The sequence below is a fragment of the Microvirga lenta genome, from assembly GCF_020532555.1.
Lineage (GTDB): Bacteria > Pseudomonadota > Alphaproteobacteria > Rhizobiales > Beijerinckiaceae > Microvirga > Microvirga lenta.
In genome coordinates this window covers 316730-334322 of record NZ_JAJBBR010000005.1, presented here as the reverse complement: position 1 = coordinate 334322, position 17593 = coordinate 316730, and the positions used below count along the sequence as shown (strand labels likewise).

The following is a 17593-nucleotide window of genomic DNA, read 5'->3' as shown; positions in this document are numbered from 1 at the left end:
AGGCCTTCACGCCAGGGCGGCGGGAGCGCTGTTACACTCCGGCATCCCCGGCGAATAGCAAAATGGTCTTAGTCGTCGAGGCCGCCGATATGCTTCTGGGCATAAAGCTCGACGCCGATCTGCTCGACGAGGTTGAGCTGGGTTTCCAGGAAGTCGATATGGCCTTCCTCGTCCGCCATCAGCTCCTCGAACAGGTTCTTGGACACCCGGTCGCCGACGCTGTCGCAGTAGGCTGCCGCCTCACCGTAGAGGTTGCGGGCTTCGTGCTCGGCCGCGAGATCGCATTCCAGGATTTCCTGAATGTTCTGGCCGATCCGCAGCGGATCGAGGACCTGCAGATTGGCAAAGCCTTCCAGGAAGATGATGCGCTCGATGAAGCGATCCGCATGATGCATCTCTTCGATGGATTCCTTGCGCCAGGTCTTGGCGAGCTCCTTATAGCCCCAATCGTCCAGCAGCCGGTAATGGAGCCAGTACTGATTGACCGCCGTCAGCTCACTGCGCAGGCCACGATTGAGATAGTCGATAACCTTCGGATCGCCCTTCATCCTATCCTCTCGTCGAAGCGGCTCCCCTGTGGGAGCGCCGTGCTATTTAGAGGATTTATGAACTAGGGAGGAAGATCCATTCTTCAAAGGGTCGGCTCTGCGGCGGCTTTTTCCAGGCTCGTGGGGCAGCAGCCGCGCTGGCAAGCCGCGATGGGCTCGGCTCCCGCATCGGCGAGGGCCTTGTCCATGATCGAGCGGATCGTCCGCACGCAGCGACCGCAATTGGGGCTGCAACCCAGACAGCGATAGACCTGGGCGGGCGTGCGCGGGCAATCCGGCCCCGGCTTGAGGCAGGCTTTCACGTCACCGTCGGAGAACACATTGCAGGAGCAGACGATCATGGCGCGCTAGTTTAGAAGAGTTAAAAACTACGTTTCCTTTCAATGACTTAACGCAGATATTGGGTCGCTTGCCAAGTCCGTGAACCGCGCCGAGTTGTCACGGTTGGCCGCGTGTCTCAGCTCAGACGCCGGAAGAGGCGGGGGTAGTTCATCACGAAGCCGTCCCCATCCACCGGGAGGTCGGCTCGGAAGCCGCTCTCCAGGCTCTCGAACCGGTATTGAGCACCCGGATCGAGAGCCGTGTAGCGCTGTTCTTGCGCCTCGACGGACAGGGACGGCACCCAGATATAAGCCACGCGCACGATGGCGCTTTGACCCTTGTCAAGATTCAGCCGCCGGATCGGGAGCGTGTTGGTCAGGGGCGTGGCCTGGATGTCGATGTCGATGCAGCCGTGAAGATCCGGGCGCGGCTGTCCGTCGGCGCGCCATGAGCCCTGGCCGTCCGATTGCAGATGCAGACTTGGGCCGGTCGTCGCCTCCAGACGGGCCTCGTGGATACGCCACGCCTCGTCCATGACGAGACGATATGTCAGACCGTAACAGGCGCTCTCCTCCGCGCCGACGATCACGCCGGCGGCGACGGTCCCGCTCCCCTCGGGGCGGATGTCCACATGCTCGAGCCCATCTTCGAGCCCCTCCCAGGACGACCAGCGAATGGTGCGTGCTGTGGGAGGGCCGAAGGCCATGTCAGTCCCTCACCACGACCACATGCAGACGGCGCGGGCCGTGGGCGCCGAGGAGCAGGGTCTGCTCGATGTCGCCGGAGCGGGAGGGGCCGGTGATCCAGTTCACCGTGCGCGGCATTCCGCCCTTGCCGTAGGCGAAGCGCACCCGGTTCCAGACCGACTCGTAGTCCCGGGCGATGTCCTTCGCGGAGACCACGATGATGTGGTTGTCGGGCAGGAAGTTGAGGGTCGAGGGATTCTCGGGGCCCGACACCATCGCCAGGGTGCCGGATTCGGCGATGCCGCCGAAAGCGTGGCTGACGGCGTTGAGGTCGTTTCCTTCGCTCGGCCCGTGGGCAATCTCGAGAGCGGTCTCGGACCACGGCATGGCCCTGAGACGCGGGTCGTCGCCCATGCGCAGGGTCGCAGGCAGATTGTGATTGCGCAGGAAGAGCGCGATGGATTGCGGCACTTCCGCCGGCGAGGCGACCTCCGTCACCGTGGCGAGGGAGGTTTCGACCATGGTCTTGAACAGGGCGATCCGCTCGTCGCCGGATACCTGCCCGCGCTCGGGAATGACGCCTTTCGGCGCGCGCTCCAGCCTCTCGGTGACCATTTGCCGCCGGATCGTGTCGGAGCCTTTGACCCCGAGGGACCGGCGGATATTGGCGAAGATGTCGTCGCGGGCGCTCATGCGGCTCGTCCCTTGCGCTCGCGCCGCCAGCGGGCCTGGAAGGTCTCGCCCTGCGGTGCGGGGAAATCCCGGTATTTCGTCCAGCCCTTCGCCAGGGGAAGCCAGGCGAAGCGCCCCTTCCCGCGTCCGGCGAGGCCGAGCGCGCCCATGGCCGCCCGGGTCGCCAGCCGGTAAAGGGCGGGGCGCTTGGCGAAGAAGCCCCAGGTCTTGATGCCGGAGCGCACGGTCGCCGGGCTCAGGTGCCGCTCGAATTCCCGTTCGCGCCAGTGACGCATCAGCTTGGGCAGGGGAATGCGCACAGGACAGACGCTCTCGCAGCGTCCGCAGAAGGTGGAGGCGTTGGGCAGATGCCCGGCCTTGTCGACGCCGATCAGGGTCGGGGTCAGGACCGCCCCCATGGGGCCGGGATAGACCCAGCCGTAAGCGTGCCCGCCCACCGCGTGATAGACGGGGCAGTGATTCATGCAGGCGCCGCAGCGGATGCAGCGCAGCATCTCCTCGAAGCTGGTGCCCAGCATCGACGAGCGGCCGTTGTCGAGGATGACCACGTGATAGTTCTCCGGCCCGTCCGCATCGCCGGGGCGGCGCGGACCGGTCGAGAAGGTGGTGTAGACCGACAGCTCCTGGCCGGTCGCCGAGCGGGCGAGGACGCGCAGGATCTGGCTCACGTCCTCGAGCGTCGGAACGAGCTTCTCGATGGAGGCGAGCACGATGTGCGTCTTCGGCAGGATCTGGGTCAGGTCGCCGTTGCCCTCGTTGGTGACGATGACCGAGGTGCCGGTTTCCGCCACGAGGAAGTTCGCGCCCGTGATGCCCACATCCGCCGCGAGGAAGCGCTCGCGCAGCACGGCGCGGGCCTCGGTCAGCAGCTGCACCGGCTCGGAGAGATCGCGCTTGGCGTCGAGATGGGTATGGACGCGGCGGAAGTCCTGCTCGACCTGGGTGGCGTTGAGATGCACCGCGGGTGCGATGATGTGGCTCGGCAGCTCGTTGCGGAGCTGAATGATGTACTCGCCGAGATCCGTCTCGACCGGCACGATGCCGTGTGCCTCGAGATGGTGATTGATGCCGATCTCCTCGGAGATCATCGACTTGCCCTTCGTCACCGTCCGGGCGCCGGCCTCGCGGCAGATGCCGAGAATGATGCTGCGCGCCTCCTCGGCGTTGCGGGCGAAATGCACGTGCCCGCCCGACGCCTTCACCTTGTCCTCGTAGGTTTCGAGGTAGAGGTCGAGGTGCCGGAGCGTGTGGTCCTTGATGTCCCTCGCGGAGTCCCGCAGGGCCTCGAATTCGGGCAGCTTCTCGGCGGCCTTGACCCGCTTGTCGATGAAGCCCTGCTTCACGTTGCCGAGCGCCTTCTGGAGCTGGGCGTCGCCGAGCGCCTGTGCGGCGTTCTTCTTGAACTGAGGAGAGGTGGTGTGAACGGTCATCGGGCCTCTTTCTGAGCCGGGCGGAGCCAGGCGGCATACGGCTGATGCTTGTCTTTCATGTCGTCATAGAGCCAGACCATGCGGTCGCAGAACCACATCTTCGAAAGCCACGTCGCGATGCCGCCGGAAACGGTCATGAGAAGGTCATTCAGGACCGCGCCGGCAAGGGCAACGGCGAAGCCTGCGGCAGATAGTCCCGACAGGATCCGGGCCATGCGCGCGTGATCGGTCGGGATCGGCACGGCCTTCCTGTTCAGCCAGACCCGCTCCCCGAACGTGGCCTTCGCGCTCCACGTATCCGTGCGGCCGGGGGCCGGAAACAGGCGCGGATTGAGCCACAGCCAGAGGATCGTGACGGCGACCGGCACGAGAGCCCAGGCCCCCAGCCACGCATGGCTCCAGACCGCCAGCAGCAGGACCGGCAGGGAGAGGACCCGCGTCCAGACGCTCCAGGGGCTGGCATGCCGCTCCCAGGTGCTCTCGTCCATGCAGAAGAGGCGAGCCGCGATATGGCCGTGATCGGTCATGGGCGGCGGGGATCCTTCGCGGCGGCGATGGGCGGATCGTCCGTCATACCGGCGAGAACCTCCGCCACGTGGCGCACCTCGACGGGTTTGCCTTCCCGGCTGAGCTTGCCCGCCATGTTCATGAGGCAGCCGAGATCTCCCGCCAGGAGGGTGGAGGCGCCGGTCTCGGAGACGTGCTTGGTCTTCGCGTCCACGATGGCGCCCGAGATGTCGCTGTACTTGACCGCGAAGGTGCCGCCGAAGCCGCAGCAGACGTCGCTCTCGTTCAGCTCCACGAGAGTCACGCCCTCCATGCTGGCGAGAAGCCGCCGCGGCTGGGCCCTGACGCCGAGCTCGCGCAGGCCCGAGCAGGAATCGTGGTAGGTGACGGTGCCCTCGAACGCGGAGTCGACCTTCGTCACCCCGAGCACGTCGACCAGGAAGCTCGTCAGCTCCCAGGTCCTGGCCGCCAGGGCATTCGCCCGCGGCAGCCAGTTCGGGTCGTCGGCGAAGAGCTCCGGATAATGGGTCTTGATCATGCCCGCACAGGACCCCGAGGGAGCGACGACGTAGTCGTACCCCCGGAACGCCTCGATCACCTGTTCGGCGAGATCGCGGGTCGTCCCCCTGTCGCCCGAATTGTAGGCCGGCTGGCCGCAGCAGGTTTGCACGGGGACATCCACCGTGCAGCCGGCATCCTCCAGGAGCTTCACGGCCGCGAAGCCCACGGAGGGGCGCATCAGGTCGACCAGGCAGGTGACGAAAAGGCCGATACGGGGTTTCATCCGGCGCTCGCCGCTTGCGGAGGCGGGAGCGCTCATTGGGTCGCCTTCGCTCCCTGGGCGTCGAACTGCTTGAGGTAGGCGACCAGATCGTTGATGCGCTTCTCGTCCTTCAGTCCGGCATAGATCATCTTGGTGCCAGGGATCTTGGCCCTGGGGTTCTGGATGTACTCCCGGAAGGTGGCCTCGTCCCAGGTGATGCCCGAATTCTTGTTGGCCGGGGAGTAGTTGTAGCCCTCGACCGAACCGGCGGTGCGGCCGAAGAGCCCGTTCAGGTGCGGACCGACCGCGTTCTTGGCGGTGGGACCGACCTGGTGGCAGGCCCGGCATTGGGCGAACACCTTCTCGCCGGCTGCTGCGTCCTGGGCTTGGGCGGAGCCGAGCCCGGCGAGAACGAGGGCGGCGGAGAGAGCGAGTGAGCGCATCCAAAAAACTCCTTTGCTTGCATGGCCGAGCCATCCTAGAGAGATTCTACATTATTGGAAAAATCCCCCAAGAGCAGCTACCTTCTTGCGAGGACGGCCATGCGTCGGAAGCTGCCGCGCGTTCAGTCAGGGAGTGGTGCCGTGTCGATTGCATTTCCAAAGCCGGACGAGGCCATCCTGTCCCGCAGGGCGCAGATCATCGCCGGCCTGCAGCGGCTTGTCGCCCCGGAGGCACTCATCACGACCGAGGACGAGCGCCGGGCCTTCGAGACCGACGGGCTGACCGCCTATCGGCAGATGCCCCTGGCCGTGCTGCTTCCGTCCTCCACGGAGGAGGTCTCGGCCATCATGCGCTTCTGTCAGCAGAACGGCGTGAAGGTGGTGCCGCGCGGCGCGGGGACGTCCCTCTGCGGCGGCGCCATCCCGCAGGAGGACGCCATCGTGCTCGGCGTCTCCAAGATGAACCGGGTCCTCGACATCGACTTCGAGAACCGCACCGCTCATGTGGAGGCCGGCATCACCAATCTGGCGATCAGCCAGGCCGTCGCCCATGAGGGCTTCTTCTACGCCCCCGACCCGTCGAGCCAGCTCGCCTGCACCATCGCCGGCAACATCGCCATGAATTCCGGCGGAGCCCACTGCCTGAAATACGGTGTGACCACCAACAACCTGCTCGGCGTGACCCTGGTCCTGCTCGACGGCACGGTGGTGAAGCTCGGGGGCGATCATCTCGACAGCGCCGGATACGACCTGCTCGGCCTGGTCTGCGGCTCCGAGGGGCAGCTCGGCATCGTCACCGAGGCGGTGGTGCGCATCCTGCGCGCCGCCGAAGGGGCGCGGCCGGCGCTCTTCGGTTTCGAGCGGGTGGAGGACGCGGGCGCCTGCGTGGCCGCCGTCATCGCGGCGGGCATCATTCCGGTCGCCCTCGAATACATGGACAAGCCCGCCATCCAGATCTGCGAGGCCTTCGCCCATGCGGGCTACCCGCTCGACGTGGAGGCGATGCTGATCGTCGAGGTCGAGGGCTCCGACCAGGAGATCGACGACATGCTCCGGCGCATCGTCGCCATCGCCGAGCCGTTCCGGCCCAAGACCATCAAGGTCTCGCAGTCGGAGGCCGAGAGCGCCGCGATCTGGAAGGGGCGCAAATCGGCCTTCGGGGCCACGGGCCGCGTCGCCGACTATATCTGCATGGACGGCACCATTCCGACCGGTCAGCTGCCTTACGTGCTCAAGCGCATCGACGAGATCGCGAAATCCTACGGACTCGGCGTCGCCAACGTGTTCCATGCGGGCGACGGCAACCTGCATCCGCTCGTCATGTTCAACACCAACGAGCCGGGCGAGATGGAGAAGGCCGAGAAGGCGGGCGAGGACATCCTGCGCCTGTGCGTCGAGGTCGGCGGCTGCCTCACCGGCGAGCACGGGGTCGGCATCGAGAAGCGCGATCTCATGACCCATCAGTTCAACGCGGCCGATCTCGCCCAGCAGATGCGGGTCCGCGGGGTGTTCGACCCGCTCTGGCTGCTCAACCCCGCCAAGGTCTTCCCCCTCGACGGGAGACTCGCCGCGTGACGCTTCTTCTTCCTCGCGACGAGCAGGACGCATCCACGATCATCGGCGAAGCGGCTGCCAAGGGCACCCTGCTGAGCCTCTCGGGTCAGAACACCAAGGCCGCGATGGGGCGCCCGAACCAGACGGATGCCTCGGTCTCGTCCTCTGCCCTGTCGGGCGTCACCCTCTACGAACCCGCCGAGCTGGTGATCTCGGCCCGCAGCGGGACGCCTGTGTCGGAGGTGGTGCGGACGCTGGCGGAGAAAGGGCAGGAGCTGCCCTTCGAGCCGGTCGACTACCGGCCGCTCCTGGGTTCGCGGGGCGAGCCGACCATCGGCGCGGTCGCAGCCATGAACATTTCGGGCCCCCGCCGGATCATGGCGGGCGCGGCCCGCGACAGCCTCATCGGCGTGCGCTTCGTCAACGGACGCGGCGAGGTCATCAAATCGGGCGGCCGGGTGATGAAGAACGTCACCGGGCTCGATCTGGTCAAGCTCATGTCCGGCTCCTGGGGCACGCTGGGCTTCCTCACCGAGGTGACGTTCAAGGTGCTTCCCAAGCCCGAGCGGATGTCGACCCTGCTCATGCGCGGCCTCGACGACCGGGCCGCGATCCAGGCCCTGTCGCAGGCGCTCGGATCGCCCTTCGACGTCACCGGCGCGGCGCATCTGCCCGGCCGCGACCGCCAGGGCGCCCGCACCTTGATCCGGCTCGAGGGCTTCTCGCTCTCCGTCGACTACCGCCTCAACGAGCTGCGCCGCCTCCTTAAGGGATTCGAGGCCGCCGACATTCTGGAAGGGAAGGGGGCGAATGCCCTCTGGCAGTCGGTGCGCGATGCGACCGTTCTGACGGAGCAGGGCGAGCGGGCCGTCTGGCGCGTCTCGACGGCGCCCACGCGCGGGCCGGACCTCGCCGCCCGTGTGGCCCGGTCCGTGGATGCCCAGTGGTTCTACGATTGGGGCGGCGGTCTCGTCTGGATCGCGACGCCGCCCGCCGGGGATGCGGGCGCGGCCGCCATCCGGGAGGCGACAGGAATCTTCGGCGGACACGCGACGCTGGTGCGGGCCCCGGCGGAGGTCAGGGCCCAGGTCGACGTGTTCGAGCCGCAGACCGGGCCGGTGATGGCGCTCACGCGCGGCATCAAGGCCTCCCTCGATCCGTCGGGAATTCTGAATCCGGGCCGGATGTATGCGGGTCTCTAGGATGGCAGGAAGCGCGACCCGGCGGTATCGTGCGACGAATATCGCTCTCGACACCGGCGGCACGCCTGTCATCAACCCGGTGAAGGCCGCCAACCCGTGGCAGGCGGGGAGCTAGGACAATGCAGACGAACTTCACTCCCGATCAGCTCAAGGATCCGGCAATGGCGAGTTCGGAGAAGATCCTCCGGACCTGCGTTCATTGCGGCTTCTGCACCGCCACCTGTCCCACCTATCTGCTGCTGGGAGACGAGCTCGACTCGCCCCGCGGGCGCATCTACCTCATGAAGGACATGCTGGAGGGCGGGAAGCCCGCCACGCCGGAGGTGGTGAAGCACATCGACCGCTGCCTGTCGTGCCTCTCCTGCATGACCACCTGTCCGTCGGGCGTGCACTACATGCACCTCATCGACCATGCCCGCGCCTATATCGAGGCGACCTACACGCGGCCGTGGCACGACCGGCTCCTGCGCTCGCTCCTGGCGAACGTGCTGCCCTATCCCGGCCGTTTCCGCTTCGCGATGGGGGCCGCCATGGTGGCCAAGCCCTTCAAGGGGCTCGTCGGGGCGATCCCGTATGTGGGCTCGCGGCTCAAGGCGATGCTCGATCTGGCGCCGGCCCGGGTTCCCGCCCGCTCGCCCTTCGACAATCCCGGAGCATTCAAGCCCGAAGGTTCGCGTCGCGGCCGGGTCGCCATGCTCTCCGGTTGCGCCCAGCCGGTTCTCAAGCCCGGGTTCAACGAGGCGGCAATCCGCCTTCTCAACCGCCACGGCATCGAGGTGGTCCAGCCGAAGGGCGAGGGCTGCTGCGGCGCCCTGGTCCATCACATGGGGCGGGACGAGGAAAGCCACCGCTTCGCCAAGCGCAACATCGACGTCTGGATCGCCGAGATGGACGGCGAGGGGCTCGATGCCATCATCATCACGGCCTCGGGCTGCGGCACCACCATCAAGGATTACGGCTTCATGTTCCGGGACGACCCGGACTATGCCGACAAGGCCGCCCGGGTCTCCGCGCTCGCCAGGGACGTCACGGAATACATGGCAGGCCTGAAGCTCATGGAGCCCGTGGTGAGGCAGGATCTCGTCGTCGCCTACCACTCCGCCTGCTCGATGCAGCACGGCCAGCAGATCCGGACCGAGCCCAAGGCGCTCCTCAAGCAGGCGGGCTTCACCGTCAAGGACGTGCCGGAAGGCCATATCTGCTGCGGTTCGGCCGGAACCTACAACCTGCTGCAGCCGGAGATCGCGGGTCAGCTCAGGGCCCGGAAGGTGGCCAATATCGAGCGCACCAAGCCCGACCTCATCGCCACCGGCAATATCGGCTGCATGACCCAGATCGGCAAAGGCACCGCCATTCCCATCGTCCATACGGTCGAGCTTCTCGACTGGGCGACGGGCGGGCCGATACCGGAAGCTTTGGAGAGCGCGGGCTTCAAGGACCGGCTGTCCCGCCCGGCGCCGATCGCTGCCGAATGACCCTGTGACATTGCTGCGCAACGAAATTCTATTTCCACTCCTGCGCAGTCTCGGCTAAAAGATCCCTGAAGTATGTATTTCGTACCGGAAGGGGACGGCGTCATGGCATCGGGTTGGTCGTCTTTCAAGAACCGCTTCGGCAAGAGGTCGCAAGGGGAAATCGAGGATTCCCCGGCCGAGCAGGTCATCGTCACACAGGCGCTTCCGGCTCCGCAGCCCGCCCAGCCCAAGAGCGAGGCCATCGTGGTGCGCCCGGACGGGGCGCTCGACTCCGTCGGCCAGAAGAACGAGCTGATCCGGGTCCGCTTCGCCAACCTGATCGACCGGCTGGAGGAAATCCGCAGCCTCAAGGACGACTTCACCCTGCTCAGCGAGCCGGTCTACGACCTGATCCGCAGCTATCCGCAGCTCCAGTCGCGCCTTCTCGAAACGGAGGCGGTGCTCCGGCAGGAGACGGAGACCACGGGTGCCCTGCGCCGGGAGCTGGCCGATCTCTCCGCCGCCCAGGCCCGCATATCGGACGACCTGTCCGCCACGGTGTCCCAGTTGCGCAAGGCCAAGGCCAAGGTGCGCGAGCAGGATTCCTTCATCGAGGACCTACGCCTCAACGTGAAGGACAAGGAGGCCATCGTCGCCGACCTGGAGAACCAGCTCTCCATCGAGACCGAGCGCGCCCGCAACATCACGGAAGAGAACCAGGCCCTGCGCCTCGAAGCCCAGGAGGCGGACCAGACCGTCGCCCGTGCCGAGCGGGAGCTGATCGAGACCCGCGAGCGGAACGGCCTGCTCGACCACGAGGTGAAGCGGCTTCAGAAGGTGGCCGAGGAGCAGAACTATCGCCTCTCCAGCCTGACGAACCGTTATGGAGAGCTCGAGACCCAGCTCGAGGCCACCCGCCAGCGGGCGTCGGAGCTCGAGACCAAGCTCATGGCCGAACAGGTTCTGCGCCAGCGCCTGGAGACGCAGCTCGATTCCGAGCGCTCGGCGCATCAGACCGACCTGTCGGCCCTCGACATGAAGATCGAGGGGCTCAATTCCCGCCTCGGCGCCACGGACAAGATCCTGGCCCATACCCGCGACCAGCTCCGCGACAAGAACGAGGCGCTGCGCGGCGTCGAGCGCCACCTTAAAGAGACCACCATCGAGAAGAACACCCTGGAGCGCCGCCTGGAGGCGACCCAGCAGGAGGTCGAGCGCCAGGTCGCCATGGTCAACGAGCTGCAGCGCTCGCGCATCGAGCTGCAGGAGCGCGTCGAGATGCTGGGCAAGGCCATCGCCGCCAAGGACTTCCAGATCGAGAGCTCCGACAACAAGGTGGCGAGCCTGACCGAGCGCATCGATCAGCTCACCAAGCGGTTCGAGCAGGAGCGCAACACCCTGGAGGCCGCCAACCGCCGCCTCACCGAGGAGCTGCAGAACGAGAAGGCCGAGCGCTCCCTCATGCAGGGCGCCCTCGAAATCGCCCGCGAGAGCCGCATCAAGATCCAGAAGAAATACATCTCCCTGCGAAAGAAGACCCGCCTCGACACGGCCGAGGAGGATCCTACCCTCTTCGACGACGAGGAGATGGTCGAGACCAATGTCAGGCCGCTCAAGTCGCCCGACGCGGAATAAGGAACCTCAGGCCCCGCTTCGGCGGGGCTTCTGCTTGAGGCGGGCGCCGGACGGCCTTAACGGTAAAGGCCCCGGTTGAGCAGGTTTTTCCATGAGCTTCGATCCCGCTTCCTTTCGCCGACATGTCCTGGCGGTGCTGGACGGCCACGCCGCCGCGTTCGGCGTGCCGGAGGAGCGGCATGAGATATTGCGAGGCCAGATCGCCCGCGAAGACGAAATCCATTCCCGCCGCACCTTTCCGGGCCATGTCACCACCTCGGCCATCGTCCTCGACGGGAGGGGCAGGCGCACGCTGCTCATCCGGCACCGCTCCCTCGGGCGCTGGCTGCAGCCGGGCGGGCATTACGAGCCGCCGGACAGCCTGGCGGACTCGGCTCTGCGGGAGGCGGTCGAGGAAACGGGTTTGCGCAACCTGCGCCTCGATCCTTGGCATCGGGAAACGGGCCTGCCCGTCGACATCGACAGCCGCCGCATCCCGGCCCGCCCCGAGCGCGACGAGCCGGAGCACTGGCACCACGATATCCGCTATGTCGTGAGGGCGGAGGAGGGGCACGAGATGCGCCCCGATCTCGCGGAGGTCGAGCAGGCCGAGTGGCGCTGCGTGTCGGACCTCGGGACGATCATGCCGCAGGCCCTGGGAAACATGCGCAAGCTTGGCTTCATTTCGACATCCGGCCTCTAACAAACCGTTCGGCGGTGCTTACATCTCGATCACCCGCAGGTTTGAAGGAGGCTCGCCATGAACGACCAGGAACGCGAGGTCATTTCCGATATTTTCCGACGCCTCGAGCAGGTGGCGAACCAGCCGCGCGATCCGGAGGCCGAGCGCCTGATCGCCGACAAGCTGCGTCAGCAGCCCTATGCGCCCTATGCCATGGCCCAGACGATCTTCGTTCAGGAGCAGGCCCTCGGCAATCTCCAGGCGGAGAACGAGCAACTGCGCGCGGAACTCGACCAGGCCCGGCGCCAGCCGCAGCAGGGCGGTTTCCTGTCCGGTCTCTTCGGCGGCGGCTCGCGTCCGCAGGAGCCCACCTATCGCCATCCTCCGGGCCAGGCTTCGCCCTGGGGCGCTCCCCAGCCGCAGCACATGCAGCAGCCCTATGGTGGTCCGCAGGGCGGCATGATGAGCAGCGGCAGGCCCGGTCCCTGGGGCGGCGGCATGATGCAGCAGCGCAGCGGCGGCGGCTTCCTCCAAGGCGCCCTGTCGACGGCTGCCGGTGTGGCGGGCGGCATGATGATCGCCAATGCCCTGTCCCATGCCTTCGGCGGGAACGATGCCGCCGGAACCAGCACGGCTGCGGCGGATGCCGGTGCGGCCGACCTTGCAGGTGGTCAGGGCGCGGATGCCGGCAACGCCGGGATCACGGACTCGCTCTACGAGAATCCGCAGGGCGGGCATGACGACTACGCCGATTTCGGCGGCGACGGCGGGGATGGGGGCGACTGGGCCTGATCCCTGTTCGATCTGCCCCGAGCGCCCGCCGGAAGGCGGGCGTTCCTGTTGTGGGAAGGCTTGTCCTTTCCTGCTGCCCTCAATGCCCGGCGGTCCGGGAGAACAGGTTGATCACCAGAACGCCCGCCACGATGAGAGCCATGCCCAGGATAGCCGGCCCGTCCAGGGGCTGACGGTAGAAAACCCAGCCGGCCAGGGCGATCAGAACGATCCCGATGCCGGACCAGAGCGCGTAGGCGATGCCGACCGGGATCGTCCGCAGGGTCAGGGACAGGCAGTAGAACGCCAGGCCGTAGCCGAGGATGACGATCACCGAGGGGCCGAGGCGCGTGAAGCCCTCCGCCGCCTTGAGCGCCGAGGTGGCGATCACTTCACAGATGATGGCCGCGAACAGATAGACGTAGTTCATGGGGCTGACGGACGCTCCTGGCACTGGCCGCGCCGACGTCGAGCGGCATGTCCCCGCCGCTCCAGGCGGAACCGGCCTCCGATGAATACGTCGCCGACAGTAATAGCGGATCCTATATATTCATATAGGTAGTTGCGATAAGATATTGCGTTTCCCGGTGCTCGGCATTATACCTATATGAACAAGTAGTATCTGACGATATATTATTGAAAACGGCGTTTTTGTTTCTGGATTATCTTGCTTTTGTTCCAGATCTGATCCTCGAATTCTGTAATAATATCCGGAAAACCCCGTTCCGTCAGAACTTTTCAGGAACATTCGCAGGCGCGGCGCCACACAAGGAAACGCCGCCCGGTCGCAACTGCGACGGGCGGCGACGTGCTCCCTGGAACAGGAAGGCAGGGCTTAGATCACCACCACCTGAGCGCCGACCCGGACCCGTTTGTAGAGATCGACCACATCGCTGTTGAGCATGCGGATGCAGCCGGACGACACCGCCTGGCCGATCGTGTGCGGCTCGTTGGTGCCGTGGATGCGATAGAGCGACGAGCCGAGATAGAGCGCGCGGGCGCCCAGCGGATTGTCGGGGCCGCCTTCCATGAATTTCGGCAGGTCGGGGCGGCGCCTCAGCATCTCGGCCGGCGGACGCCAGCTCGGCCATTCGCGCTTCATCGTGACCTTCTTGCGCCCGGCCCATTCGAAGCCCGGACGGCCGACGCCGATGCCGTAGCGGATGGCGCGGCCGCCTTCCTGGACGAGATAGAGGAACCTGTTGGGCGTATCGACGATGATCGTGCCCGGCTTCTCCCGGCCGCGATAGGACACGATCTGGCGCTGGAACTGCGGCGCGATCGCATAATCGATGCTGTTGTCGTAGCCGTAGTCGCTCTCGTAATCCTGCGGCAGGGCGGCGACCGCCGTGCCGGAGCGCCGGTAGGTGCGCGTCTCGTAGGGATAGCCGGTCATGGGATCGACCGGGACGCCCTGATAGGCGGAGCGGGCGCGGGAGGACGGCCGGGTGACCAGCGGATAGCCAGGATCGTACCCGTCCCTCGTCACGGCATAGGGATAATCGTAGGCCGGCGTCACGTAGCGGTAGCCCATCGGCTGGGCGAAGCTGGTGGCCGGGATCGAGGCGGCGAGAAGGAAGAGGGAGCAGGGAAGCCAAGCACGCATCGAAGCATCCTGTCGTTGGTGAGTTTCGGATTTAACGGAAAGCCTGGCGATTGTTTCCGTCAAGGTTGCAGAAATTACTACTGCAGGCCGATGAAATTCCTTTCCTGTCGACAGGCATGAAAACGGATGGTGCGGCACCCGGGGAAGTGCTGTAAGAGCGCTCGAAAGGCCGGAGAAGCCTCCATTCCGGAGGCTACCTTCCAGATCGTCGAGATCATCATGAATTTCGGTCCCGCCTTGCGGGCTGCCGCGGGCATCGCGGTCCTGTCCGTCATGGACGCGGTCATCAAGGGGATGTCCGCGTACTATCCCACGTTCCAGATCGCCTTTCTGCGTTTCGCCTGCGGCTCCCTCATCGCGACCGGCGTGGTGCTGGCCGTGCGGCCGGGATGGCCCAGCCGTGAGACCGTGACGGCGAACCTGCTGCGCTCCGTCGCCGGCGTCGTGACGGCCGTCAGCTTCTTCTACGCCCTGGGCGAGTTGCCCCTGGCCGAGACCCTTGTGCTGTCGTTCCTGTCGCCGATGTTCATCGCCCTGTTCGGCCTGCTCATGCTGAAGGAGCGGGTCGACGCCAGGATCATCGGTGCCATCGTCGTCGGGTTCGCCGGAACCCTCGTGGTCGTCCTGGGGCAGTCGGGCGAGGCGGAGGCGGCCCGCTCCTGGTCCGGTGTCGCGGCGGCGCTTCTGTCCGCCGTCACCTATGCCCTGAGCCTCGTGCTCCTGCGCCAGCGGGCGCAGCGCGACAAGTTCATGCACATCGTGTTCTTCCAGAACATCGGCCCGGCGACCCTTGTCATGCCTTTCGGCCTTCTGTTCTGGCAGCCCCTCGACCTGACCCATCTCGCCTGGTTCATGTCCATGGGCGTCCTCGGGGTCATCGGCCACGTCCTGATGGCGACCGCATACGCCAAGGCGGAAGCGGCGCGGCTCGCTCCGCTGGAATACACCGCGTTGATCTGGGCCGCGGCCATCGGCTACGGGGTGTTCCATGAGATCCCGACCTGGGCAACCCTCGGCGGCGGCGTCCTGATCGTCGCCGCCGCGATGGTGACGTCCCGGCGCTAGCGGGGGAGGTGGCCGCCCGCCGCCATGCCCATACGTTAACGATCGTTAATCAGATTGGGTGGGATGTCTTGACTCGCCTCCGCGACAAGCTTATCTCGCGGCCAGCGTTGGCACTCGATCTCGGACAGTGCTAACAGCAGACAAGGACGCGGCCACTGGGGGCTGCGCTAACAGTCAAAGAGGAAGTTCCATGAAGTTCCGTCCGCTGCACGACCGCGTCGTCGTCCGCCGCATCGATGCCGAAGAGAAGACCAAGGGCGGCATCATCATCCCGGACACCGCGAAGGAAAAGCCGCAAGAGGGTGAAGTCGTCGCCGTCGGCCCCGGTGCCCGCGACGAGAACGGCAAGGTTGTTGCCCTCGACGTGAAGGCCGGCGATCGCGTGCTCTTCGGCAAGTGGTCCGGCACCGAGGTTCGTATCGACGGTCAGGACCTCCTGATCATGAAGGAATCCGACATCATGGGCGTGGTCGCGTAACACGCGGACGCGCTTTCCCGAGCTAGTCGAACCCAACGAGTCCAAGTCAACTGGAGGCATAGCCCATGGCTGCCAAAGACGTTAAGTTTTCCTCCGATGCCCGCGATAAGATGCTGCGCGGCGTCGACATCCTCGCCGACGCGGTGAAGGTCACGCTCGGCCCCAAGGGCCGCAACGTGGTGATCGAGAAGTCCTTCGGCGCCCCGCGCATCACCAAGGACGGCGTCACCGTCGCCAAGGAGATCGAGCTTTCCGACAAGTTCGAGAACATGGGCGCCCAGATGGTGCGCGAGGTCGCCTCGAAGACCAACGACATCGCCGGCGACGGTACCACCACCGCGACCGTTCTGGCCCAGGCCATCGTCCGCGAGGGTGCCAAGGCTGTGGCCGCCGGCATGAACCCGATGGACCTCAAGCGCGGCATCGATCTCGCCGTCACCGAGGCCATCAAGGACATCCAGGCCCGCGCCAAGAAGGTGGCTTCCTCCGATGAGGTCGCCCAGGTCGGCACCATTTCCGCCAACGGCGACAAGGACATCGGCGAGATGATCGCCCATGCCATGCAGAAGGTCGGCAACGAGGGCGTGATCACCGTCGAGGAAGCCAAGACCGCCGAGACCGAGCTCGACGTGGTCGAGGGCATGCAGTTCGACCGCGGCTACCTCTCGCCGTACTTCATCACCAACGCCGAGAAGATGGTGGCCGAGCTCGAGGATCCCTACATCCTCATCCACGAGAAGAAGCTCTCCTCGCTCCAGGCCATGCTGCCGATCCTCGAGGCCGTCGTTCAGACCGGCAAGCCGCTCCTCATCATCGCCGAGGACGTGGAAGGCGAGGCTCTCGCCACCCTCGTGGTGAACAAGCTGCGTGGTGGCCTGAAGATCGCCGCCGTCAAGGCTCCGGGCTTCGGCGACCGCCGCAAGGCCATGCTCGAGGACATCGCCGTCCTGACCGCCGGTCAGACGATCTCCGAAGACCTCGGCATCAAGCTCGAGAACGTGACCCTCAACATGCTGGGCCGCGCCAAGCGCGTCCGCATCGAGAAGGAAAACACCACGATCATCGACGGCGCCGGCAAGAAGGCCGACATCGAGGCTCGCGTGGGCCAGATCAAGGCGCAGATCGAGGAGACCACCTCGGACTACGACCGTGAGAAGCTCCAGGAGCGTCTCGCCAAGCTGGCGGGCGGCGTGGCCGTCATCCGCGTCGGCGGCGCCACCGAGGTCGAGGTCAAGGAGAAGAAGGACCGCGTTGACGACGCCCTGAACGCCACCCGCGCGGCGGTCGAGGAAGGCATCGTTCCCGGCGGCGGCACGGCTCTGCTGCGCGCCAAGGGTGCGATTGCGAACCTCACGACCGACAATGCGGACGTGAAGGCCGGCATCAACATCGTCCTGCGCGCTCTTGAGGCCCCGATCCGCCAGATCGCCGCGAATGCCGGCGTGGAAGGCTCGATCGTGATCGGCAAGATCAACGACAACAAGTCGGACACCTTCGGCTTCAACGCCCAGACCGAAGAGTTCGTGGACATGCTGAAGGCCGGTATCGTCGATCCGGCGAAGGTCGTCCGCACGGCTCTCCAGGACGCCGCTTCCGTGGCCGGCCTGCTCGTCACGACCGAAGCCATGGTCGCCGAGCTGCCCCGCAAGGAATCCGCTCCGGCCATGCCGGGCGGCGGCGGCATGGGCGGCATGGACTTCTAAGCGACCCAACGGGTCGTCCCGGACAAGCCGCGCCACGCCAGTGACGCGGCACCGATCCGGGATCCAAGCCGGT

General features: G+C 66.0%; 19 protein-coding genes. 9 read left to right on the top strand and 10 right to left on the bottom strand.

Annotated features, from left to right (window positions below; genetic code table 11):
- Positions 1-68: 68 nt before the first annotated feature.
- The 8 genes from bfr to LGR44_RS09925 all read right to left on the bottom strand — a co-directional run bounded on the left by bfr (position 69) and on the right by LGR44_RS09925 (position 5391).
- Positions 69-548, bottom strand: coding sequence for a bacterioferritin (bfr, locus tag LGR44_RS09960; protein WP_226739899.1), 480 nt, complete (start codon positions 546-548; stop codon positions 69-71).
- Between the two features lie 83 nt (positions 549-631).
- Entirely contained in the window at positions 632-889 is a 258-nt protein-coding gene (locus LGR44_RS09955) for a (2Fe-2S)-binding protein (protein ID WP_226739897.1), read from the bottom strand.
- 116 nt (positions 890-1005) lie between these two features.
- Positions 1006-1575 (bottom strand): putative glycolipid-binding domain-containing protein, encoded by a 570-nt coding sequence (locus LGR44_RS09950; protein WP_226739895.1) that lies wholly within the window; start codon positions 1573-1575, stop codon positions 1006-1008.
- 1 nt (position 1576) lies between these two features.
- Positions 1577-2248, bottom strand: coding sequence for a LutC/YkgG family protein (locus LGR44_RS09945; RefSeq protein WP_226739894.1), 672 nt, complete (start codon positions 2246-2248; stop codon positions 1577-1579).
- On the bottom strand, positions 2245-3678 hold the full coding sequence (locus LGR44_RS09940) for a LutB/LldF family L-lactate oxidation iron-sulfur protein (RefSeq protein WP_226739892.1): 1434 nt from the start codon (positions 3676-3678) through the stop codon (positions 2245-2247). The genes LGR44_RS09945 and LGR44_RS09940 overlap by 4 nt, the downstream gene beginning before the upstream one ends.
- Entirely contained in the window at positions 3675-4205 is a 531-nt protein-coding gene (locus LGR44_RS09935; protein WP_226739890.1) for a DUF6653 family protein, read from the bottom strand. The genes LGR44_RS09940 and LGR44_RS09935 overlap by 4 nt, the downstream gene beginning before the upstream one ends.
- Positions 4202-5005, bottom strand: coding sequence for a (Fe-S)-binding protein (locus LGR44_RS09930; RefSeq protein WP_226739887.1), 804 nt, complete (start codon positions 5003-5005; stop codon positions 4202-4204). The genes LGR44_RS09935 and LGR44_RS09930 overlap by 4 nt, the downstream gene beginning before the upstream one ends.
- Positions 5002-5391: a c-type cytochrome gene (locus tag LGR44_RS09925; protein ID WP_226739885.1), complete on the bottom strand. Its 390-nt coding sequence runs from the start codon at positions 5389-5391 to the stop codon at positions 5002-5004. Before LGR44_RS09925 ends, LGR44_RS09930 begins: the two co-directional genes overlap by 4 nt.
- Before the next feature lie 141 nt (positions 5392-5532).
- Here LGR44_RS09925 and LGR44_RS09920 point away from each other — a divergent pair, with 141 nt between their 5' ends.
- The 6 genes from LGR44_RS09920 (at position 5533) to LGR44_RS09895 (ending at position 12689) form a co-directional block, all read left to right on the top strand.
- The gene (locus LGR44_RS09920; RefSeq protein WP_226739882.1) at positions 5533-6966 is read left to right on the top strand and encodes an FAD-linked oxidase C-terminal domain-containing protein; all 1434 of its coding nucleotides are present in this window, start codon (positions 5533-5535) and stop codon (positions 6964-6966) included.
- Positions 6963-8147, top strand: a complete 1185-nt coding sequence (gene glcE, locus LGR44_RS09915; RefSeq protein WP_226739880.1) for a glycolate oxidase subunit GlcE — start codon at positions 6963-6965, stop codon at positions 8145-8147. The genes LGR44_RS09920 and glcE overlap by 4 nt, the downstream gene beginning before the upstream one ends.
- 119 nt (positions 8148-8266) lie before the next feature.
- Positions 8267-9622 (top strand): glycolate oxidase subunit GlcF, encoded by a 1356-nt coding sequence (gene glcF / locus LGR44_RS09910; RefSeq protein WP_226739879.1) that lies wholly within the window; start codon positions 8267-8269, stop codon positions 9620-9622.
- Between the two features lie 72 nt (positions 9623-9694).
- Positions 9695-11236: a chromosome partitioning protein ParA gene (locus LGR44_RS09905; RefSeq protein ID WP_226739877.1), complete on the top strand. Its 1542-nt coding sequence runs from the start codon at positions 9695-9697 to the stop codon at positions 11234-11236.
- A 91-nt stretch (positions 11237-11327) separates the two neighbouring features.
- The gene (locus LGR44_RS09900) at positions 11328-11918 is read left to right on the top strand and encodes an NUDIX hydrolase (protein ID WP_226739875.1); all 591 of its coding nucleotides are present in this window, start codon (positions 11328-11330) and stop codon (positions 11916-11918) included.
- Between the two features lie 57 nt (positions 11919-11975).
- Positions 11976-12689, top strand: coding sequence for a DUF2076 domain-containing protein (locus LGR44_RS09895; protein WP_226739872.1), 714 nt, complete (start codon positions 11976-11978; stop codon positions 12687-12689).
- 79 nt (positions 12690-12768) lie between these two features.
- Here the strand turns inward: LGR44_RS09895 and LGR44_RS09890 are convergent, their stop codons facing one another.
- Together LGR44_RS09890 and LGR44_RS09885 are read right to left on the bottom strand one after the other, a co-directional pair.
- On the bottom strand, positions 12769-13098 hold the full coding sequence (locus tag LGR44_RS09890; protein WP_226739870.1) for a DMT family transporter: 330 nt from the start codon (positions 13096-13098) through the stop codon (positions 12769-12771).
- A 405-nt stretch (positions 13099-13503) separates the two neighbouring features.
- Positions 13504-14274, bottom strand: a complete 771-nt coding sequence (locus LGR44_RS09885) for a L,D-transpeptidase (RefSeq protein WP_226739868.1) — start codon at positions 14272-14274, stop codon at positions 13504-13506.
- Between the two features lie 219 nt (positions 14275-14493).
- Between LGR44_RS09885 and LGR44_RS09880 the strand changes: the two genes are divergently transcribed.
- The 3 genes from LGR44_RS09880 (at position 14494) to groL (ending at position 17520) form a co-directional block, all read left to right on the top strand.
- Positions 14494-15339 carry a DMT family transporter gene (locus LGR44_RS09880; protein ID WP_226739866.1) on the top strand — a complete coding sequence of 282 codons (846 nt, stop codon included), beginning with the start codon at positions 14494-14496 and terminating at the stop codon, positions 15337-15339.
- A 190-nt stretch (positions 15340-15529) separates the two neighbouring features.
- Entirely contained in the window at positions 15530-15817 is a 288-nt protein-coding gene (gene groES / locus LGR44_RS09875; RefSeq protein ID WP_226739864.1) for a co-chaperone GroES, read from the top strand.
- 65 nt (positions 15818-15882) lie between these two features.
- The gene (gene groL, locus LGR44_RS09870; RefSeq protein WP_226739862.1) at positions 15883-17520 is read left to right on the top strand and encodes a chaperonin GroEL; all 1638 of its coding nucleotides are present in this window, start codon (positions 15883-15885) and stop codon (positions 17518-17520) included.
- Positions 17521-17593 lie beyond the last annotated feature (73 nt).

Excerpts from the sequence above, each read along its gene's own strand:
- LGR44_RS09930 (WP_226739887.1), bottom strand. The coding sequence starts at position 5,005 with ATGAGCGCTCCCGCCTCCGCAAGCGGCGAGCGCCGGATGAAACCCCGT.
- LGR44_RS09955 (WP_226739897.1), bottom strand. The coding sequence starts at position 889 with ATGATCGTCTGCTCCTGCAATGTGTTCTCCGACGGTGACGTGAAAGCC.
- LGR44_RS09950 (WP_226739895.1), bottom strand. The coding sequence starts at position 1,575 with ATGGCCTTCGGCCCTCCCACAGCACGCACCATTCGCTGGTCGTCCTGG.
- LGR44_RS09925 (WP_226739885.1), bottom strand. The coding sequence starts at position 5,391 with ATGCGCTCACTCGCTCTCTCCGCCGCCCTCGTTCTCGCCGGGCTCGGC.
- LGR44_RS09885 (WP_226739868.1), bottom strand. The coding sequence starts at position 14,274 with ATGCGTGCTTGGCTTCCCTGCTCCCTCTTCCTTCTCGCCGCCTCGATC.
- groES (WP_226739864.1), top strand. The coding sequence starts at position 15,530 with ATGAAGTTCCGTCCGCTGCACGACCGCGTCGTCGTCCGCCGCATCGAT.
- glcF (WP_226739879.1), top strand. The coding sequence starts at position 8,267 with ATGCAGACGAACTTCACTCCCGATCAGCTCAAGGATCCGGCAATGGCG.
- LGR44_RS09905 (WP_226739877.1), top strand. The coding sequence starts at position 9,695 with ATGTATTTCGTACCGGAAGGGGACGGCGTCATGGCATCGGGTTGGTCG.
- LGR44_RS09880 (WP_226739866.1), top strand. The coding sequence starts at position 14,494 with ATGAATTTCGGTCCCGCCTTGCGGGCTGCCGCGGGCATCGCGGTCCTG.
- LGR44_RS09890 (WP_226739870.1), bottom strand. The coding sequence starts at position 13,098 with ATGAACTACGTCTATCTGTTCGCGGCCATCATCTGTGAAGTGATCGCC.
- LGR44_RS09900 (WP_226739875.1), top strand. The coding sequence starts at position 11,328 with ATGAGCTTCGATCCCGCTTCCTTTCGCCGACATGTCCTGGCGGTGCTG.
- LGR44_RS09940 (WP_226739892.1), bottom strand. The coding sequence starts at position 3,678 with ATGACCGTTCACACCACCTCTCCTCAGTTCAAGAAGAACGCCGCACAG.
- bfr (WP_226739899.1), bottom strand. The coding sequence starts at position 548 with ATGAAGGGCGATCCGAAGGTTATCGACTATCTCAATCGTGGCCTGCGC.
- LGR44_RS09895 (WP_226739872.1), top strand. The coding sequence starts at position 11,976 with ATGAACGACCAGGAACGCGAGGTCATTTCCGATATTTTCCGACGCCTC.
- groL (WP_226739862.1), top strand. The coding sequence starts at position 15,883 with ATGGCTGCCAAAGACGTTAAGTTTTCCTCCGATGCCCGCGATAAGATG.
- LGR44_RS09945 (WP_226739894.1), bottom strand. The coding sequence starts at position 2,248 with ATGAGCGCCCGCGACGACATCTTCGCCAATATCCGCCGGTCCCTCGGG.
- LGR44_RS09935 (WP_226739890.1), bottom strand. The coding sequence starts at position 4,205 with ATGACCGATCACGGCCATATCGCGGCTCGCCTCTTCTGCATGGACGAG.